Source organism: Chitinophaga sp. 10T418 (assembly GCF_056394125.1).
The window spans coordinates 506,236-524,589 of record NZ_JBFTHG010000003.1; the positions used below are offsets into that span (position 1 = coordinate 506,236).

Below are 18,354 nucleotides of genomic sequence, written 5' to 3' on the forward strand. Positions count from 1 at the left end.
ACGAGTTCCTGTTGAGAGGAACTCGTTTTACGAGTATTGTTATCAGTTACCGGATGCAAAATTATTTTCCTCCAACACTCACGGCAAACTCCACTTCTTTCGGAGGCAGACATTGGTGATCATCACACACCATGAACTCTACCGAACCTTTTACTTTAGTAGCTGCTTTACCTTTCACGGTTACTTTCTGCACGAAATCTACAGTGCTCTCGTAATATTTCAGTTCAGAGTTGAAGTTTTTATCAAATGACTTATGCAGTTTACCCACTTCTTCCACTTTACCTGTTGTGGCCACCAGTGGATTCTTTGCGAATTTGAAGGCAGTTGGTACTGGTCCTTCTCCTGCTTCCTGTGCATACACGTGCCAACCGGCATCGATGGTAGCAGTAGCGTGTACTTCGTAGGTCGTTGCATTTACTTTCTTGGCAGTGAAATTCCATTTTACCGGATTCTCAATCTGAGCGCTTGCCAGAATGGGCAAGGCGAACAAAGCCAGTGCTGTTAATAATTTTTTCATGCTTTTCTTTTTAATTGGTTGGTTGATTTAATCTATTAGTTGTTGTTGATCAGACTCTGTAAAATCAGCTGACCATCAGTATTACCCAAAGCCAGGCTGGTAGCCCGTTCCGGGTGAGGCATCATACCAAAGACATTTCTTCCTTTGTTACAGATACCTGCTATATTACGGATGGCACCGTTATCGTTAGCAGATTCAATAATATTGCCAAACTCATCGCAGTAGCGGAATAACACCTGGTTGTTTTTAAACAGTTCATCCAGCGTGGCGTCATCAGCGTAGTAACGGCCTTCTCCGTGTGCAATAGGAATCATCAGTGATCTGCCTGCCACATCTTTAGTAATGGATGCGGTAGTGTTTTCACTTTTAATGTATACATTTTTGCAGATGAACTGCTGATGCTGGTTCTGTAATAATACGCCTGGCAGCAATCCTGCTTCACATAATACCTGGAAACCATTACAAACACCAATTACACGGCCACCTTTATTGGCAAATTCTATCACGCTCTGCATCATTGGGCTGAATCTCGCAATAGCGCCGCAACGCAGGTAGTCACCATAAGAAAAACCACCCGGTAATACGATACAATCTTCTGTGCTGAATGCGCTCAGGTCTTTATCCTTATGCCACAGTTCTATTACTTCCTGTCCCAGATCATTACGCAGGGAATCAATCATATCATGATCACAATTAGAACCGGGAAAGGTGACAACGCCAAATTTCATCTGAAAATGTTTTGTGTTTATGTGTAAATAATGCTTTAAAACTGTTTTTACCCGATGTTTTTATCATCATTTTCACGAATGACAAATCTACTGGGAAAGGACAAAATTACTTCGCCGTTCGCAATTTTCCATTGCCGTTTGTCCCGATTTAACAAATTGCTGGTAATCAGCCCCTTAAAATGGAGAAATCAGCTGAAATATTGCATTACGATAACATATGCCAGCGTAATGAAGTGGATAATGTTGGCAAAAGTATCGTTGGTGACTGACCAGAATACATTACCCGCAAACATAGAAACCGGCAATACAGCCAGCACCCAATAGGCAGCGGAAAAATGTACATTGAAGAAAGGTACCAGCATGGCTACCACTACATATATAATCAATGCCGCCCATATCTTGCGGCCCTGTATTAACATTTTCTTAAGAGGACGCTGTAATAACAACCACCCGATCACGAAAAAGAGTAAACTAGCCACCATAGCGCCCCATACCTTATAATCAGTAATCATAGGCAACGATGCACCTATATTCGGGATCTTCCACAACAATGTCATCTGCCCGGTAAGGAACAAATAAGTTCCCATCAGGTAAAGCGGACATATTAACCCCAGCAATGCAATAATCCACTCCGCCAGCCTGAAAGCACGCATAATCAGCATACTCGCCAGCAGCAAAAAGCAAAAAATAACAGAAGGGAAGTAAAACAACCCACTCACCCCCAGCGCAAAACCAATATTAAATACCACATCACGGGCCGAAGTACGTGTATACAACTCCGTTATGCTGGTAAATACCCACAACATAATCAGGTTCACCAGCAAAGCCGGGGAAAATACATTCCAGCTTTGCAGCATGGAAGTAAAAAGCAGGAAACACATCGCCGGCAAATACGTAGGCCGGGGAAACAACCGGTGATGGTTGATAATACGGGTGAAGAGCAACGACTGCAGAAATAACATCAACACTGCCAGTGATGTAAAAAACAAAGGACTATTTCCCACCAAAGTGGTCATCCACTTCACCAGCAGGTGATACAAAAGCCCCTCCGATCCATCCGCCATATAGGTAGACGGATKAATCAGATAGTAAAACTTAACGAGCAGTGTATATATTAACAACAGCAATACCGTAAGAGGATTGCCTGAACGGAAAAATCTTATCACAATGCAAAGGTGTGATTAAAAGTCAATTTTAGCAAAGCAAATATAATTCCTATAGATACATGGTACCACAACAGTACGACCGGAAATTTGTTTTCCATACCGGGGCATCCAGGTAAAACCCTTATCCAGGTTGCGCAACGTAGGCATACGGTTAACTTTACCACCCGGCGCCAGACTTACATCCGTCAACATATAACTTCTTCTGTCCAGCTCATTATACAGGAAACGCAGTTCACTACCTACGTTTACCATCAGGTAAGATAAATACAGATCTGCATTATCGTCATACTGGCTCTTGTGTACAAAGTTGTTCCATTGCATATTGCCTTCGTCATCAAAAGATAACACCACTACATTATCATAGTGATAACGCAATCCCTGTGAATTGTTCCAGTAGTAAGGATTGTAATACATGGAAGAATACGGGGAATAGTAATAAGGGGCATACATGCCACTGTATGGGCTGCCATACATGTAATTCCACCGGTTCCAGGGCTGGTAACGGGAGGAAGTAGAGAAGGATTCTGCCGTGAGCAGAAAGCCCCCATTGGCCGTATTAATGATTTTACGGATAAAGTAGTCATTAAAAGCAGCATTGGTACTGGATTCTCCGCGGGCATTTACTTTCAGGTCATCCGGAAATACCTGCGATTTCTCATATACCGTTTTATAGTTGCCATAGTCGTACTTATACAGGTATAAGCCTTCTACGTTCCCTCTTTTCTGTTTATAATAAAAAGCAGTGACCAGTGCTGTATGCTTATTGTTATCTAGCTTCATTTTTACCTCATCCAGCAGCTGCGCTTTGAATCCCATCGGGCTGGCTTCAAAACTGTCTACCAGTGCGCGTTTAACCACCATACTGCCGCTCACTACATAATCCCGGTTAGAGGTACGCTCCAGCTTATTAAAGATCAGGTCCCCGGTATTGGTGAGGTTAAAGTTGCTCAGGAACTGCTTTTTCTGCATCGGCAGAGAAAAGCGGCTATTGTTTACCAGGCTCATAGCGCTGTCATACAGGAAGGTATAAAACACGTTGTTGTCTTCCCGGTCCTGGTTGATCTTATACACCATGATGCGGTTCTTATCTTCCGATACTTCCACAGAATATACCTTGTTCTCTTTGGAATAGATGCCGATACGGGTAGAATCGATCAGGATAGGAGCATCACTGAAAGTAGCTTCCGGCGACATCGTAGCACAGAAACTGTATACCGCATCTTTACGCTGGAACTGGTAGATCATGAGCACCTTGTCAGGATAGGCTACAAAGTCCATACTGATTACCTTACGGGGCAGAAAGTCCAGTTTCACCCTGTTTTTCAGCTGCATGGTGTTATCATATACTGATACAACATAATCACCCCGGTCTGTTTTATACACGAGGATATTACCGGCTACCTTGCCAATAATCTCAAACTCAGTGCTCTTGTAGTCATCTTTCTCCGGCTCTGAATAGGTGATTTTCTGTGCCATTGCTGCCGTGCCGGCGAAAAGCAGCAACAATACTAACTGTAGGCGGTATAGCGTATGCATGCGGTAATATAGATTTCAGATATGTATGATAAAGCAGATKGCACATTTACATGCACCATTTTCAAACTTACATTAAAATTCAGAAATTAAGTTGTCAATTTAAAGCTGGTAAGTCCTGCCTTTACATAAATTCCAAAAGGCCCGATTTATTGTGTATTTTTATTAAATTATTTTAAAAAATCAGCTATTACTTAATGGAAACCGTTATTATAACCGGTGGAACAGGACTCATAGGGACGGCATTAACCCGGCTGCTGCTGGAACGCGGCTACAAAGTAATTATTCTTAGCAGGAGCCCGGAAACAGGCAGCAACAAGGCGGTAACATATGCCCCCTGGAACATTGAAACACAAACCATAGACAAAGCAGCCATTCAACAGGCAGATTATATAGTACACCTGGCAGGAGCCAATGTAGGCGATAAACGCTGGACAGCAGCCCGGAAACAGGAAATTATTAACAGTCGTACCAGGAGCTGTGAATTGCTGTTCACCGCTCTGCAAACAATTCCCAACAAGGTAAAGAAAGTGATAAGCGCCTCGGCTACGGGCTACTACGGAGAGTTTAAAGATCATGCGTTTACGGAAACAGACCGGGCGTATACCGATTACCTGGCCAGTACCACTCAGGCCTGGGAGCAAAGCATTTCAAAAGTAACTGCATTAAATAAAAAGCTGGTTATCTTCCGCACAGGCATTGTCCTCAGCCGGGAAGGCGGCGCATTAAAAGAATTCTACAAACCGCTCCGGTTTGGATTTGCCACTGTGCTGGGTTCCGGAGAACAATTTGTACCCTGGATCCATATTCATGACATAGTGAGATTATACTTCAATGCGATCGTCAACGATAAGCTGGAAGGCATATATAACGCGGTAAGCCCTAACCCGGTGACGAACCGGGAACTGATCCTCAGCATGGCCAAAATAGTGAAAGGACGCAGCTTTATGACCACTTACGTGCCTGCCTTTGCGTTGAAAATGGCGTTGGGAGAAATGAGTGTGGAAGTATTGAAGAGCGTGAAAGCTTCTGCTGACAAAATACAAAGAACCGGTTTCCAGTTTTCCTACCCCACCATCAATGAGGCGATGGAGCAGTTGTTCAGCCAGTAATGGTTCTTTCCATGGCTGCTGCTTTCAGTAAACATTCTTCCCATTCTTTTTCCGGGTCACTGTAAAAAGTGATAGCGGAGCCGGTCTGGAAGGAAAGATATTGATTGGCGGCATTATACAGCATACTGCGGATCACTACATTAAAGTCGAAATCGCCACTTGGCGTAATATAGCCTACTGCACCGGAATAAAGCCCGCGGCGGGTTTGTTCGTATTGCTCAATAAGCTGCATCACCCTTATTTTAGGTGCGCCTGTCATAGAACCCATGGGGAATGAAGTCCGCAATACTTCCGTAAAAGGCAACTGTGGAGATAATTGCGCCGCCACAGTAGAAATCATGTGGTGTACATGTGCAAAAGAATAGATCCCAAAGAGTTCGGTTACTTTCACAGTGCCCTGTAGTGCAGTATGGGATAAGTCGTTCCGCACCAGGTCTACCACCATTACATTTTCAGCGCGCTCCTTTGCATTGTGCAATAGTTGTTGTTGTAGCTGCAGGTCAACAACGGGATCTGCATCTTTGCGGCTGGTACCCTTAATCGGTTGCGAAATCACGGTATCTCCTTTTTTCTGCATAAAACGCTCGGGGCTGGAACAGGCCATATAGCGATCACGCAGACGATAGTAGGCCGCAAATGGTGCGGGCGACAACGCATTCAGCTTTGCAAATAAAACCGGTGGATGAACACTCACCGCTTCCATGTAGTTTTCGCGGCAGAAATTAACTTCATAGCAGTCACCATGAAGAATATGCTGCTGCAGCTCTTTCACCGCGGCGATATAGCGGTGATGATCCAGGCGGCTGCGCAGCGGTTGCAGACCTGAGTTGCGGGCAGGTGTCACGTCAACGGGCATACGTAAACAGGCCGTAAACACAGTGTAGGCGTCCTGTTCACTGAAGGCTTCTCCGCCAATATGTACCTGTCCTTTCTGGAGCTGCATAACTACCCGCGGCACAAAGAAACACATATCAGGAAAGCCGATACCGTCATAATGCTGCGATTGCAGTCCAGGCACGGTCTCGTTTTTGAGATCATATGCCAGGTGACCAAAAAGCCAGTCCTGATGTGTATTATAAAACGCCTGTAAAGCCGGGAAAGCATTTCCTGCACTTACTTCGAGGGTATGTAAGGCATCTGCGGCAAGTATGGCTTCGTATTGGTGCCAGGGAGAATCGTAGTTATTATTATCTAAAAAACAACAAATGTTGAACTGGTTTCCCCAATCCAACATTTGTTGCTTAAATATTTTCTGATTATCAACCGGAAAAGTGTGGAATATCCTGATAACAATCGCGTTTTAGTGCTTAAAAATCATCATCGTCATCATCAAAACGATCGTTGAACAGATCCATGTCTTTGAATTCATCATCGATGCCCAAATCATCGTCATCATCGGCTTTTTTAGTGCCGGTGGCAGGACGACCGCGTTTTCCTTTTGACTTAGGCATGTCAAATTCTTCAAAATCAGGATCATAGTCATCATCTTCCCCTTTTTCCCAGGCGTCATCAGCATCATCTCCATCATCGTCAGCATCATCATCTCCATCCTCATCGTCATCTTTACGTTTGGATTTAGATGCGGGCTTATCTGATTTCTTTGAGGCAGATTTGGAAGGTTTCACATCTTCATCATCATCTTCCTCATCATCATCATCCACCTCTTTCTTAGGCTTGGCCGCAGCTTTAGGAGCGTCTTTTGCAGTCTTAGGAGAAGTAGTTTTTTTGGTCTCTTTCTCTTTATCAGATTTTGATTTCATAATAGGTTGCCTTATTTCTTTGCCGTAAAGTTTTAATAGTTTTTTTTATTCGCCAAATTTTTTTTGCCGTTTTTTTTCCTTACTTTTTTTCCTTTTACTTTTCTAGGATCTGATCGCGTCCGGGTCCGTTAGAAACGTATTTCACGGGTACACCCAAATAGCTATCCACTGCTGCAACAAACGCTTTCATCTCTGCCGGTAACTCGTTGAATTGCTTGCAGGTAGAAGTTTTGTCGCTCCATCCGTTAAATGTCTCCCAGACAGGTTTAATGTCCAGACCGTTTAACTGGAAAGGTAATTGTTTCGTTTGCTGACCATTTATTTCGTAAGCGGTACAAGCCAAAACTTCATCAAATTCATCCAGTACATCACTTTTGGTCATTACCAGCTGGGTAACACCACTCAGCATGCAGGTATAATTCAGTGCTACCAGGTCAATCCAGCCACAACGGCGTGGGCGACCAGTTACTGCGCCAAATTCATGCCCTGCACTACGCAGTTTTTCACCGGTAGCATCATGCAGTTCTGTAGGGAAAGGTCCGCCACCAACACGGGTACAATAAGCTTTGGTTACACCAATTACTTCTTTGATCCACTGCGGAGCAATACCTAAACCAGTACATACGCCCGCAGAAATCGTATTGGAAGATGTAACAAATGGATAAGTTCCAAAGTCAACATCCAGCATACTTCCCTGTGCACCTTCAGCCAATACTTTTTTACCGGCTTTCAGTTTTTCATTCAGGAAATATTCACCACTTACCACATTCATTTTCTGCAGGAATGGAATCGCTTCAAAAAATTCAGCTTCCCAGTTGGCGATATCTTCTGTAAACTCGTTTATATCATACTGACACAACAGTTGCAGGTGCTTCTGTTTCAGTTTCTCATACTGATCTTTAAAATCCGGTGATAATACATCTCCCACACGCAACCCGTTTCTACCGGTTTTATCCATGTAAGCCGGGCCAATACCTTTTAAAGTAGAGCCTATTTTATCATTACCTTTTGCTATCTCGGACGCTTTATCCAGCGCACGATGCGTAGGAACAATAATATGCGTTTTTTCCGCTATAAACAGATTTTTTGTCAGATCCACACCCAGTGCAGAGATATCTTCACTTTCTTTTTTGAAAGCTACAGGATCCAGCACCACTCCGTTACCAATCAGATTAATGGTCTTTTCATGGAATACACCGGAAGGAATTGTACGTAATACTACTTTCTGTCCGTTTACATATAAAGTGTGACCAGCGTTCGGGCCACCCTGAAAACGGGCAATCACGTCATACCTGCCGGCAAAATAGTCCACAATCTTACCCTTGCCTTCGTCGCCCCATTGCAGGCCTAACAAAACGTCTACCATAATGATTTAATTAAATATCGGAGGTTGTTGCTTTAAAAGAAGTCGCAAAATTAAGGCGAATATTAACAAATACAAATTTTGGCAGCTTTTAACAGCTTTTAGCCATTAGCTTTTAGCTTTTAGTAAATGCAGCGAAGACGAAGTTATGTTAATCTTCGCTGCATTTACTAAAAGCTAACTGCTAAAAACTAAAAGCTTCATCAGGATTCTTCCAGACGTTGTATAGATTGAATTCCTTCCAGCTTTTTAAGCCTTTCTACGAGTTCATCCAGCTCCTCCTTGTCGTGCACATATACTTTAATCAAACCCTCAAATAAGCCTTCTTTTGACTCAATACTAAGAGCAGAAATATTAATCTTTAATTCACCCGAGATGATATTGGTAATCTTGTGAATAACACCCACATCGTCCATACCAATAATACGCAAACCAGTCAGGAAAGAAATTTCGCGGTTCTTCACCCACTTGGTTTTCACTACTCTATGGCCATAATTAGCCAATAACTGTGCGGCATTGGGGCAGTTGGTACGATGTATTTTCAGTCCTTCACTGGCCGTAATAAAGCCAAATACATCATCTCCGGGAATAGGCCGGCAACAGTTGGCCAGTTTATAGGCAATCTTATCTGAGCTTTCGCCGAAAATAATCAGTTCCGCATCTTTTTTGGAAGGCAGCTGATGCTTGATGTGTTCTTCCGGCACATGATCCGGCACCTTCACCGGTTTTGGGGGTTCCAGTTTATCGCCCAGTACACTAAACTGTTTCAGCTCCTTCAGGTCAATATTTTTGACAGCTACCTGGTAGTACAGGTCCAGCGGGGAAGGTTGTTTATAGAACTGAACCAGTTCATTGATGTTATGCTGATTGATAGAAATATTCATGTGAGACAGCTTACGCTCCAACGCCGCTTTCCCGTCCATAGCCACTTTACGCTTTTCTTCCTTCAGCGCATCCTTGATCTTGGATTTGGCTTTGGCCGTCAGCACAAAATTCAGCCAGTCTTCCGAAGGCTTTTGTTTATTGGAGGTAATAATCTCTACCTGGTCACCACTACGCAGTTTATGGCTCAGCGGCACCAGTTTATAATTCACTTTGGCGCCAATACATTTATTACCCACTGCACTATGGATAGAATAAGCAAAATCAAGTGCAGTAGAGTTTACCGGCAATATTTTCAAGTCCCCTTTGGGAGTATAAACATAGATTTCTTCTGTGAACAGGTTGCTCTTGAAATCGGCCAGGAAGTCGAGTGTGTTGGAATCCGGGTTGTTCAGTATTTCCCGGATCTGGGTAAACCACTGATCAAATTTTGATTCCTGCTGTGGAGAAGCCCCACTACCTTCCTTATAACGCCAGTGCGCTGCCACACCTTTTTCCGCATAATCATTCATGCGTTTCGAGCGGATCTGTACTTCCACCCATTTACCATTAGGCCCCATCACGGTTACGTGTAAAGCCTCATACCCGTTGGATTTGGGGTTACTGAGCCAGTCACGGGTCCTCTCGGGACTGGGGTGATAAAAGTCTGTAATGATGGAATATACTTTCCAGCAATCTGCCTTTTCCTTGTCCAGTGCGGAGTCCAGGATAATACGGATAGCAAAAAGATCGTATACTTCTTCAAAAGCTACGCCTTTGGTTTTGATCTTATTATGAATAGAATGGATCGATTTCGGGCGGCCATAGATCTCGAACTGGAACCCTTCTTCCTGCAATACCTCTTTAATAGGCTTGATAAACTCGTTAATATAGCGGGTACGCTCACGCTTGGTTTCCTTGAGGCGCCTGGCTATTTCCCGGTAGGTTTGCTGCTCGGTATATTTCATGGCCAGGTCTTCCATCTCGGATTTAATATTGTATAATCCAAGGCGGTGCGCCAGCGGCGCATAAATGAACACTGTTTCAGAAGCGATCTTCAACTGTTTTTCCCGGCTCATACTGTCGAGGGTACGCATGTTATGCAACCGGTCAGCCAGTTTGATCAGTATTACCCTGGGATCATCTGCCAGGGTCAGTAATATTTTCTTGAAATTCTCTGCCTGTGCGGTACTGGTGCTGGAATCGATAACAGTAGATATTTTTGTCAAACCGTCAACGATGTGCGCAATTTCGTTACCAAATTCGCGGGCAACATCTTCCAGGGTTACTTCCGTATCTTCCACGGTATCGTGTAGCAATGCACAGATGGCAGAGCGTACGCCCAGCCCTATCTCTTCCACACAAATCTGCGCTACCGCCAGCGGATGCAGGATATAAGGTTCCCCGGATTTTCGCCGCATTTCCTTATGTGCATCAGCTGCCATTTCAAAAGCAGTACGTACCAGCTCCCTGTCGCCTTTTTTCAAACGGGGTTTTAACGCCCTTAATAAAGCACGGTAATGCCGAACGATCTCTTTCTTTTCCTGCTCTTCGTCTAAATTATATTTTTGTACTACCACTGTTTCCATTGGAATAAAGTTACGATTTAATATAATCTGAAAGAAAAGCGGGGAGCGAAAAAGCGGGGTTTGGTATAAATGTCCTGCCCTTTCCCGGCTATGACACCAGAAAAGGGCAGGAACGATGATTGTTTTAGGTTAGCTGTATCACTCGCAGGTCACGTAAGTGGAACACATATTTTAACAGGCAGTAATGTTTCGGGCACATTCAGCCGCAGTCCAACGTTATAAACTGTTTCCAGTTCTACACGTGGTTCCAGTTTCAACTGTTTCCGGATGCGGCCAATAAACACGTCCATACTGCGACTGGCATAAAAATCTTCTTTTCCCCACACCCTTAGCAGTACTTCATCTTTTTGCACAATAATATTGGGGCGGCTCAGGAAATACCGCAGCATCTTCGCTTCGATGGGCGACAACTTACTTTTCACCAGTTTACTTTCTGTTTCATAAATTTTCAGCTTCCGGTAGTGGTAGGTGTAGGTGCCCAGGTTATGCCCGATCAGCAACTCCGTTCTGTTCGGACGGGTCCATTTCAGGATTACCTTGATCCTTTTTACCAGTTCTTCAAAACTGAAGGGTTTTATCATGTAGCCATCTCCACCCAGTTGAAAGCCACTGATGCGGTCTTCCGGCTGGGTTCTTTCAGACGACAGGAAAAAAATGGGAGTCAGCATGGTGCTGTTCCGGATTTCTTTGGCCAGCTCAAATCCATTCATTTTTGGAATGACGATGTCGATCAGGCAAATATCATAGCGGTTCCTGACATAAAGATTCCAGGCATCCACGCCATCATAACAATGTTCTACATTATAGCCAGCCTGTTCCAGGTGCTGTTTTACTATGCCGCCAAAGGCTTTATCATCTTCAACAAGTAAGACTCTTGGGTTTCTGTTCATAAAGCTACCATTTGTGATATTCCCGATTGTGAACTCCCCATTTGTTACTAACAAACGGACTTTGCTTTCAACAGCAGCTACTTCTTTTCCGAAGTTTGATTTGCCGGGAAGCGTTTTGTTGCCTGCACTCATCGGCTAAAAAGCAGGATGAGTTTCACGCTCCGTCTATAAAACAAAAAAGAGATGGCCGCGGGTAAGCGACCATCTCTTTTTTTTATTTATCAACACTAATTCACATCAATTCACAGCTTTTCCACATTTGTTATTTTTATAGCAACAGCATACTGAAACCCTTTCTGGCGAATAGATTCAGGCACCTGCACGGCTACTCCGGCAGCAGTAGTTTTCCACACCAGCTTATTGGTAGTTCCCAGTAACTGTAAGCGTGTTCCTTTAGCAGGCGTCAATCCTTTGAAAGTAATTACTGCCGGTAATTTTTCATTTTCATCCAACAGGTAGATCGCATACACACTACCATCTTTTTTACGGGTGAAACATACTTTACCATCTTTATAAGGCGCTACTGCACGGGTGCCATAAATAGCATCTCCATTGACATGCATCCAGGCGCCGATATTTTTCATGGTAGTATAAGCCGCCTCGTGTAACTCACCGTCAGGACCAGGAGCCACATTCAACAGGTAGTTACCGCCTTTCGCTACAATGTCCACCAGGTTGTGGATCAGTGTATTCACTGATTTATATTTATCGTCCGGTGCATACGACCAGGAGCTACCCATAGTCATACAGGTTTCCCATGGATAGCTCAGTGGCTTTGCAGGAATTTCCTGTTCAGGGGTACGGTAATTTTCATACGGACCATGCACCGTGCGGTCCACCACAATCAGTCCAGGCTGATGGCTGCGGGCCATGGTAGTAATTTTGCCCATGTCTATATCCTGATCCTGCGGAGCTGTTTGACTCCAGGAAAGTGATTCTTTGGTCTGCTGTTTCAATGGACGTACCCAGCCACCATCCAACCAAAGGATGTCCAGTTTTCCGTAGCCTGTCATCAGCTCTTCAATCTGGTTGTAGGTAAACTGCTTGAACTTGTCCCATTTTTCCGGATATTTCTTTATGTCATAATTCACATTTCTATCCTTAGGCGGGAAATAGCTCCACCAGTAGTATTCAGTGTGCCAATCGGGCTTGGAGAAATAAGCGCCTGCATGAATACCTTCCTGCCGGAAAGCCTGGAAGACTTCCTTCGCCACATTAGCGCGTGGATTTTTGCTGAAAGCACCGTCTGCTGCGGTTATCTTATAATCTGTTTGTTTGGTATCAAACATACAGAAACCATCATGGTGCTTGGTGGTAAATACCAGGTACTTCATACCGGCATCCTTTGCTGCTTTAGCCCATTTTTCGGGGTTAAAGTTCACCGGGTTAAATGATTTCCCCAGTGCTTCATACTTTTTCAGGTAGTCATAATAGGGAATGCCCGCCGGCTTACGCTGCGTCCAGCCTTCATCTTCCGGGCAAATGCTCCAGGATTCCACGGCGCCCCATTGGGAATAAGGCCCCCAATGCATGATCATCCCAAATTTCCAGTCCTGCCATTCATCCAGCTTTTGTACAACTGCCTGATCTGTTTCAGGTACATAAGGATGCTCTTCGCTTTGTGCTTTGCAGACATTGATGGCCATCCATGCACAGCCTAATACAATCCAGAATTTTTTCATTGTCAATGTTTATAAGACGATTCTAAAGTGGTTATCTTCAATGCCTGTTGAATTATTTCAGGCAATTGCTTTGTTTGCAACCTGATCGTCCGGGTTTCTCCGGGCAACAGATCGAAATAGTTTTCTTCAAAATGTTCCGCTACCAGCGCTTTGTCCAGCGACAGGCAGATGTTCCTGGCCAGCTTATCTGTCGTCAGACGGATATAAACAGCCTCCCTGTCATTTCCTGCTTTGCTCGTCACTACCTCCAGATGTGGTGTTTCGAGATTCATCTCCTTCGCAGTAGCAAAGTAAAAGATATTCCGCTCCATATCCTTATTGTCTATTCGCAGTTGTGTATAGAATATTACCGTTGTTGGGCTTTTACCCTTCAAAATAGCGGCGGTATCGATCGCATGTACCCTGGCACTGGTATTACTATTTAATCTTATATCCTTCAATTCGTCCTTCCAGATAACTTTACCATTCAGATCCATGGCGGTCATCAACAGGCTGACTGCTCCCTGGTATTCATCAGTAACAATATAAGTAGCCAATTGCCCTTTTTCAATAACATTCGATATCAGGCGGGGCTTAAAGGCCTCTTTTACATAATACTGCAGGGCTTTCCAGCGCCCACTATACTCACGGCCCGACCAGGAAGCACCCGGCCAGCAATCATTCAACTGCCAGTAAAGGGTGCCCATACAATAAGGCATGGCCCTGCGGTGCGCTTCTATGGCCATTTTCATGCCTTCTGCCTGTAATACCTGACTCAGATACACAAAAGAAGGGAAGTCTTTTGGCTCCCGGTAATAATGCAACATATAGGTTTTAATAGCGGTATTCCCTTTAGCAGGGCTCTTCTGATGCGATTGCATCACATTGGAAAAAATATCGTAGTCGTCTTTTGTAGCAAACGTGCGAATGGTTTCCATAGATGGGAAGGACTGGAAACCATATTCGCTCATAAAGCGGGGGATATGTGTATTGAAAGCTTCAAACCATTCCATCCCATGCCATACACCCCAGTAGTGGTTATCACCTTTGGTAAAGTCCTCCACCCTGCCCCAGTTGCTGATAGGGGAAGAATGAAAGTAGAAGGCGCCCGGCTGATAAGCAGCCACCTGTTGCGGTAATATCTCTTTAAATAGTTTATCATACCCTTTCAACAGGCTTTGCCACTGCGTATTCGTATAGGCGTAACCGCTTTCCCATCCCCAGTTTTTAATCGCCACGCCTACTTCATTGTTCCCACACCACAAAGCCAGGGCGGCGTGATTACGCAGGCGCCTGATATTATCGGCTGCTTCCTGCTGCACATTTTCCAGGAAAGCCGGATCGGAGGGATAGAGGGTACAAGCAAACATAAAGTCCTGCCACACCAGTATCCCCTTCTGATCAGCCAGCTGATAAAAGATGTCATCTTCATAAATGCCACCACCCCAGACACGCACCATGTTAAAATTAGACTCCACCATGTCCTGGAACAGTTTACGCTGTCTCACTTCTGTTACCCTTGGCAGAAAGTTATCCTGTGGAATATAATTGGCGCCTTTCATAAACACCGGGCGCCCGTTCACTTTCACATAAAATGATTCTCCCAGGCTATCGGGCTTATTCACTACTTCAATCGTACGTAGTCCCACGCTGTTTTTACTGGTAGCGATTATTTTCTTACTGCTTTGTAAGCTGGCCAGCAGCTCATACAGAAAAGGATCTCCCATGCCGGCGGGCCACCACAGGACTGGCTTATTAATAACGAATGGCACCTTTAGTACATTGATACCCGCCTGCAGACTAACCGGCTTTTTTGCCAGTTCAGGCAGTAATCCATGCGAATTTTTTCCCTGCAACTGCAGCGTGTACTCCCCTGCCACAGCGGCTTCTATGGTTACCTCCGCCTGCATATCTGCCTGTGCGGAATCCAGCTTTACCTGTTGCCAGTATACATCACGGATCGTTGCCTTGTTCCAGCTACGCAGGTATACCGGACGCCAGATCCCGGAAGTAACCAGTCGCGGTCCCCAATCCCATCCATAATGGTAGGGCGCTTTACGGGCGTATATGCTTAATGGAATATCGCTGGCATCATTACCGGCGGGATAGATAATACTGTCCTGCAAAAACTTGGGCATATCCGTTTTAACCGGACTTTTAAACAGGATGCGTAATTCGTTGTCGCCCGCTACCAGCCATTCTTTCACATTCACGATATGTGATACAAACATGTTGGCAGACTGTAATATCAAATGGTTGTTGAGGTATACATCTGCATAAGTATCCAAACCTTTGAATTCCAGTTCCACCACATCAAAGTTCAGGTCCGCTTTTTTCAGCTTCCACTTTTTGCGGTATTGCCAGTCCTTCTTATCCACCCATTGCACGGCCTTTTCATTGGTCCCCGCAAAAGGGTCGGGAATTAATTTCAATGCCAGCAAATCGGTATGTACTGTACCCGGCACGGTGGCAGGCCGCCAGATGCCTTCATCTGCACGGGAAAATTCCCATCCCGATGCCATTGGATTGTTCGCGTTGTCCTGCGCTGCTAAGTTGGTTAAAATGGTTAAAAACAAACAAGCAGTTAACAGTATATATTTCATGATTCTTATTTTTCAGAAGAACCAAAAATAGTACTGATTTACGATCTTTGAGAAATGAAAAGTATCTGGCAACAAATATTGAGGTATCTCTACATAGGTAAAAAGGATCCCAATGCACCAAAAACACGCTATGTGGCAATGATGCATGGGATGAACAGAATATCGTTATTACTTTTTTTAGTAGCGATCATTATTATGATCATCAAGCTAATCAGGAGACATTAAGCGATTGCATATTCATAAATCACTTCGGCAGCGCGGCGGGAAGCATCCTTTTCTCCCAGCTTATGCCATAGTTCTGCGTAATCTTTCATGACGCGGCTTCTGGCGGCTTCGTCTTTCAGTAAAGCAGTTAGTTCCCTCAGTAAGTTTTCTTCGGTAAGGTCATGCTGAATGAGTTCTTTCACCACCAGCTTATCCATCACCAGGTTTACCAGGGAGATGTATTTTACTTTGATCAAACGTTTTGCGAAGAAATAGGAAATGGGATTTCCTTTATAACACACCACTTCAGGTACGCCAAACAAAGCCGTTTCCAGTGTGGCAGTGCCGGAGGTTACCAGGGCTGCTTTCGCCTGACGCAATAAATTATACGTTTGCCCTTTTACCATTGACACATTAGGATGCTCTCCGGTCAAGGCTTCCAGGAAATGATCATCCAGACTTGGCGCCTGTGCCACTACAAACTGGTACTCCGGAAAATGTTTCGCCATGGTGAGCATGATAGGTAATTTCACACTCACTTCCTGTTTACGGCTGCCAGGTAATACGGCGATCACCGGCTTATCAGACAACGGCGCATCGGCGGGCTGTTCTTTGGCAGCTTTAATTACTTCCACCAAAGGATGTCCCACATATTCTACTTCATAATTCCATTTGTGATAAAAAGCTTTTTCAAAAGGAAGAATACAGAGCATTTTGTCTACGCTCTGTTTCAGCTTCTTTACACGGTTTTCTTTCCAGGCCCATACCTGCGGAGAAATATAATAGACAATTTTAAAACCTTGTTGTTTACCCCACTCTGCGATGCGCATGTTAAAACCAGGGTAATCTACCAGCACCAACACATCGGGTTTGAATGCTGCAATATCTTTTTTACAGATATCTATATTACGCAAAATAGTACGGAGATTCATTACTACTTCCACAAAACCCATAAAAGCCAATTCTTTGTAATGCTTTACCACATGGGCTCCGGCAGCTTCCATCAAATCACCACCCCAACTGCGTATATCCGCAGACGTATCCAGCTGCCTTAATTGTTTTACAAGATTACTGCCATGCAAATCACCTGACGCCTCTCCTGCAATAATGTAATATTTCAAATTCGTGTAGATTAAAAATTATCTGATCAGTTTAAGCAATAAAATGCCGATCGCATACAGCATGGTCATCAGGAAAATACCTTTGGCAGTAATGTCCAGCCGTTTTCTTGTATACAGGAAAAATACCAACCCGTTCAACAACAGGCAAATGCTGGTGAGCTTGGGAATCATCTGCCGGTTATCTTTTAAGATGCCCAGAAATTGTCCCAGCCCCACGTCATTATGCTGTAACCTGATCACAAAAAAATAGTACAGGAAAAACGCGGCCAGGGGAGTTAAAAACCCCAGTAAAATCCCAAATGGAAGGTTGTCTTTTTTTAACATACTGATGATAGCATTTAGCTGTTAGCTCTTAGCTTTTAGTTTATCACTTGCCGGAAAGCGCTTGCTTTTAACTTTTTGCTTTCTGCTTTTTGCATTATCACAGGTCTATCCAATCCGCTTCCAGCTTCTTTTTTAACGAATAATTAGTCAGGTCAAACTGTACCGGCACAATAGATGCGTAATTATTATCCAATGCCCATACATCTGTATCTTCTCCGGTATCGCGGTTCTTAAACTCACCGGTTAACCAATAGTATTTTTTTCCATGCGGATCACGGCGTTCATCAAACTCCTCTACCCATTTAGCATCTGCCTGCCGGCTGATTTTCAACCCCTTAAATTCCTGTTCACTCACAATCGGGATGTTCACATTAAACAGCGTACCCGGCGGCAAATCAGATTCCAGCATACGCTTGGTCACCTGGTAAGCGACTTTTTTGGGCAAGGTAAAATCTGCATCATAGCTATATTCCAGGAAGGAAAAGCCTACAGATGGAATACCTTCAATAGCTGCTTCCATAGCGGCCGACATCGTTCCGGAATAAATAACGTTGATCGAATGATTGGCGCCATGGTTAATACCACTTACACAAATATCCGGCTTGCCATGCAGGATTTTATCGCGGGCCAGCTTCACACAATCTACCGGTGTACCAGAGCATTGCCATGCTTCTATCCCTTCAAAAATATCTACCTGGTTCAAACGCAAAGGAGTACCAATGGTTATCGCATGCCCTTTGCCCGACTGCGGACTATCCGGCGCTACTACCACCACTTTCCCTAATGGCTTCACCGCCTCTATCAACGCACGTATGCCCGGTGCCGTGATTCCATCATCATTCGTTACCAATATTACACGTTCCTTTGTAGCCATAATTCACATTTTTGCTTTGCACAACAAATTTAAGCTCTCTCCCAAACA

The 18,354-nt window shown here is 44.3% G+C and carries 16 protein-coding genes; 2 read left to right on the forward strand and 14 right to left on the reverse strand.

Annotation, left to right across the window (positions count from 1 at the left end; all coding sequences use genetic code 11):
* Nucleotides 1-61 precede the first annotated feature (61 nt).
* The 4 genes from AC1DCV_RS10180 to AC1DCV_RS10195 form a co-directional block, all read right to left on the reverse strand.
* Entirely contained in the window at nt 62-517 is a 456-nt protein-coding gene (locus tag AC1DCV_RS10180) for a protein-disulfide reductase DsbD domain-containing protein (protein ID WP_477023086.1), read from the reverse strand.
* Between the two features lie 35 nt (nt 518-552).
* Nucleotides 553-1,245 (reverse strand): phosphoribosylformylglycinamidine synthase subunit PurQ, encoded by a 693-nt coding sequence (gene purQ / locus AC1DCV_RS10185; protein WP_477023087.1) that lies wholly within the window; start codon nt 1,243-1,245, stop codon nt 553-555.
* 188 nt (nt 1,246-1,433) lie between these two features.
* Nucleotides 1,434-2,309: a hypothetical protein gene (locus AC1DCV_RS10190; protein WP_477023088.1), complete on the reverse strand. Its 876-nt coding sequence runs from the start codon at nt 2,307-2,309 to the stop codon at nt 1,434-1,436.
* Nucleotides 2,310-2,426: 117 nt separating this feature from the next.
* Nucleotides 2,427-3,947, reverse strand: a complete 1,521-nt coding sequence (locus tag AC1DCV_RS10195) for a hypothetical protein (protein WP_477023089.1) — start codon at nt 3,945-3,947, stop codon at nt 2,427-2,429.
* Nucleotides 3,948-4,141: 194 nt separating this feature from the next.
* Here AC1DCV_RS10195 and AC1DCV_RS10200 point away from each other — a divergent pair, with 194 nt between their 5' ends.
* Nucleotides 4,142-5,056 (forward strand): TIGR01777 family oxidoreductase, encoded by a 915-nt coding sequence (locus AC1DCV_RS10200; RefSeq protein WP_477023090.1) that lies wholly within the window; start codon nt 4,142-4,144, stop codon nt 5,054-5,056.
* Here the strand turns inward: AC1DCV_RS10200 and AC1DCV_RS10205 are convergent.
* From AC1DCV_RS10205 to AC1DCV_RS10235, 7 genes are all read right to left on the reverse strand, one after another.
* Nucleotides 5,046-6,290, reverse strand: coding sequence for an anthranilate synthase component I family protein (locus AC1DCV_RS10205; RefSeq protein ID WP_477023091.1), 1,245 nt, complete (start codon nt 6,288-6,290; stop codon nt 5,046-5,048). The two genes, AC1DCV_RS10200 and AC1DCV_RS10205, sit on opposite strands and share 11 nt — an antisense overlap.
* A 73-nt stretch (nt 6,291-6,363) precedes the next feature.
* Nucleotides 6,364-6,816 (reverse strand): hypothetical protein, encoded by a 453-nt coding sequence (locus AC1DCV_RS10210; RefSeq protein WP_441573575.1) that lies wholly within the window; start codon nt 6,814-6,816, stop codon nt 6,364-6,366.
* Nucleotides 6,817-6,910: 94 nt separating this feature from the next.
* Complete coding sequence (locus AC1DCV_RS10215; protein ID WP_477023092.1) at nt 6,911-8,182, reverse strand: adenylosuccinate synthase; 1,272 nt, start codon at nt 8,180-8,182, stop codon at nt 6,911-6,913.
* Nucleotides 8,183-8,382: 200 nt separating this feature from the next.
* Complete coding sequence (locus AC1DCV_RS10220) at nt 8,383-10,629, reverse strand: RelA/SpoT family protein (protein WP_477023093.1); 2,247 nt, start codon at nt 10,627-10,629, stop codon at nt 8,383-8,385.
* Between the two features lie 149 nt (nt 10,630-10,778).
* Nucleotides 10,779-11,519 (reverse strand): response regulator transcription factor, encoded by a 741-nt coding sequence (locus AC1DCV_RS10225; protein ID WP_441573572.1) that lies wholly within the window; start codon nt 11,517-11,519, stop codon nt 10,779-10,781.
* A gap of 242 nt (nt 11,520-11,761) precedes the next feature.
* Nucleotides 11,762-13,201, reverse strand: a complete 1,440-nt coding sequence (locus AC1DCV_RS10230) for an alpha-L-fucosidase (RefSeq protein ID WP_477023094.1) — start codon at nt 13,199-13,201, stop codon at nt 11,762-11,764.
* 2 nt (nt 13,202-13,203) lie between these two features.
* On the reverse strand, nt 13,204-15,783 hold the full coding sequence (locus tag AC1DCV_RS10235; RefSeq protein ID WP_477023095.1) for a beta-mannosidase: 2,580 nt from the start codon (nt 15,781-15,783) through the stop codon (nt 13,204-13,206).
* A gap of 54 nt (nt 15,784-15,837) precedes the next feature.
* On the opposite strand from AC1DCV_RS10235, the gene AC1DCV_RS10240 reads away from it, so the two are divergent.
* Nucleotides 15,838-16,008: a DUF6728 family protein gene (locus tag AC1DCV_RS10240; protein WP_441573569.1), complete on the forward strand. Its 171-nt coding sequence runs from the start codon at nt 15,838-15,840 to the stop codon at nt 16,006-16,008.
* Here the strand turns inward: AC1DCV_RS10240 and lpxB are convergent.
* The 3 genes from lpxB to surE form a co-directional block, all read right to left on the reverse strand.
* A complete protein-coding gene (lpxB, locus tag AC1DCV_RS10245) occupies nt 16,005-17,108 on the reverse strand; it encodes a lipid-A-disaccharide synthase (protein ID WP_477023096.1) in 1,104 nt (367 codons plus the stop codon). The genes AC1DCV_RS10240 and lpxB overlap by 4 nt on opposite strands.
* 18 nt (nt 17,109-17,126) lie before the next feature.
* On the reverse strand, nt 17,127-17,432 hold the full coding sequence (locus tag AC1DCV_RS10250) for a hypothetical protein (protein WP_441573567.1): 306 nt from the start codon (nt 17,430-17,432) through the stop codon (nt 17,127-17,129).
* A gap of 97 nt (nt 17,433-17,529) precedes the next feature.
* Nucleotides 17,530-18,306, reverse strand: a complete 777-nt coding sequence (gene surE, locus AC1DCV_RS10255) for a 5'/3'-nucleotidase SurE (RefSeq protein ID WP_477023097.1) — start codon at nt 18,304-18,306, stop codon at nt 17,530-17,532.
* Between the last annotated feature and the right edge of the window lie 48 nt (nt 18,307-18,354).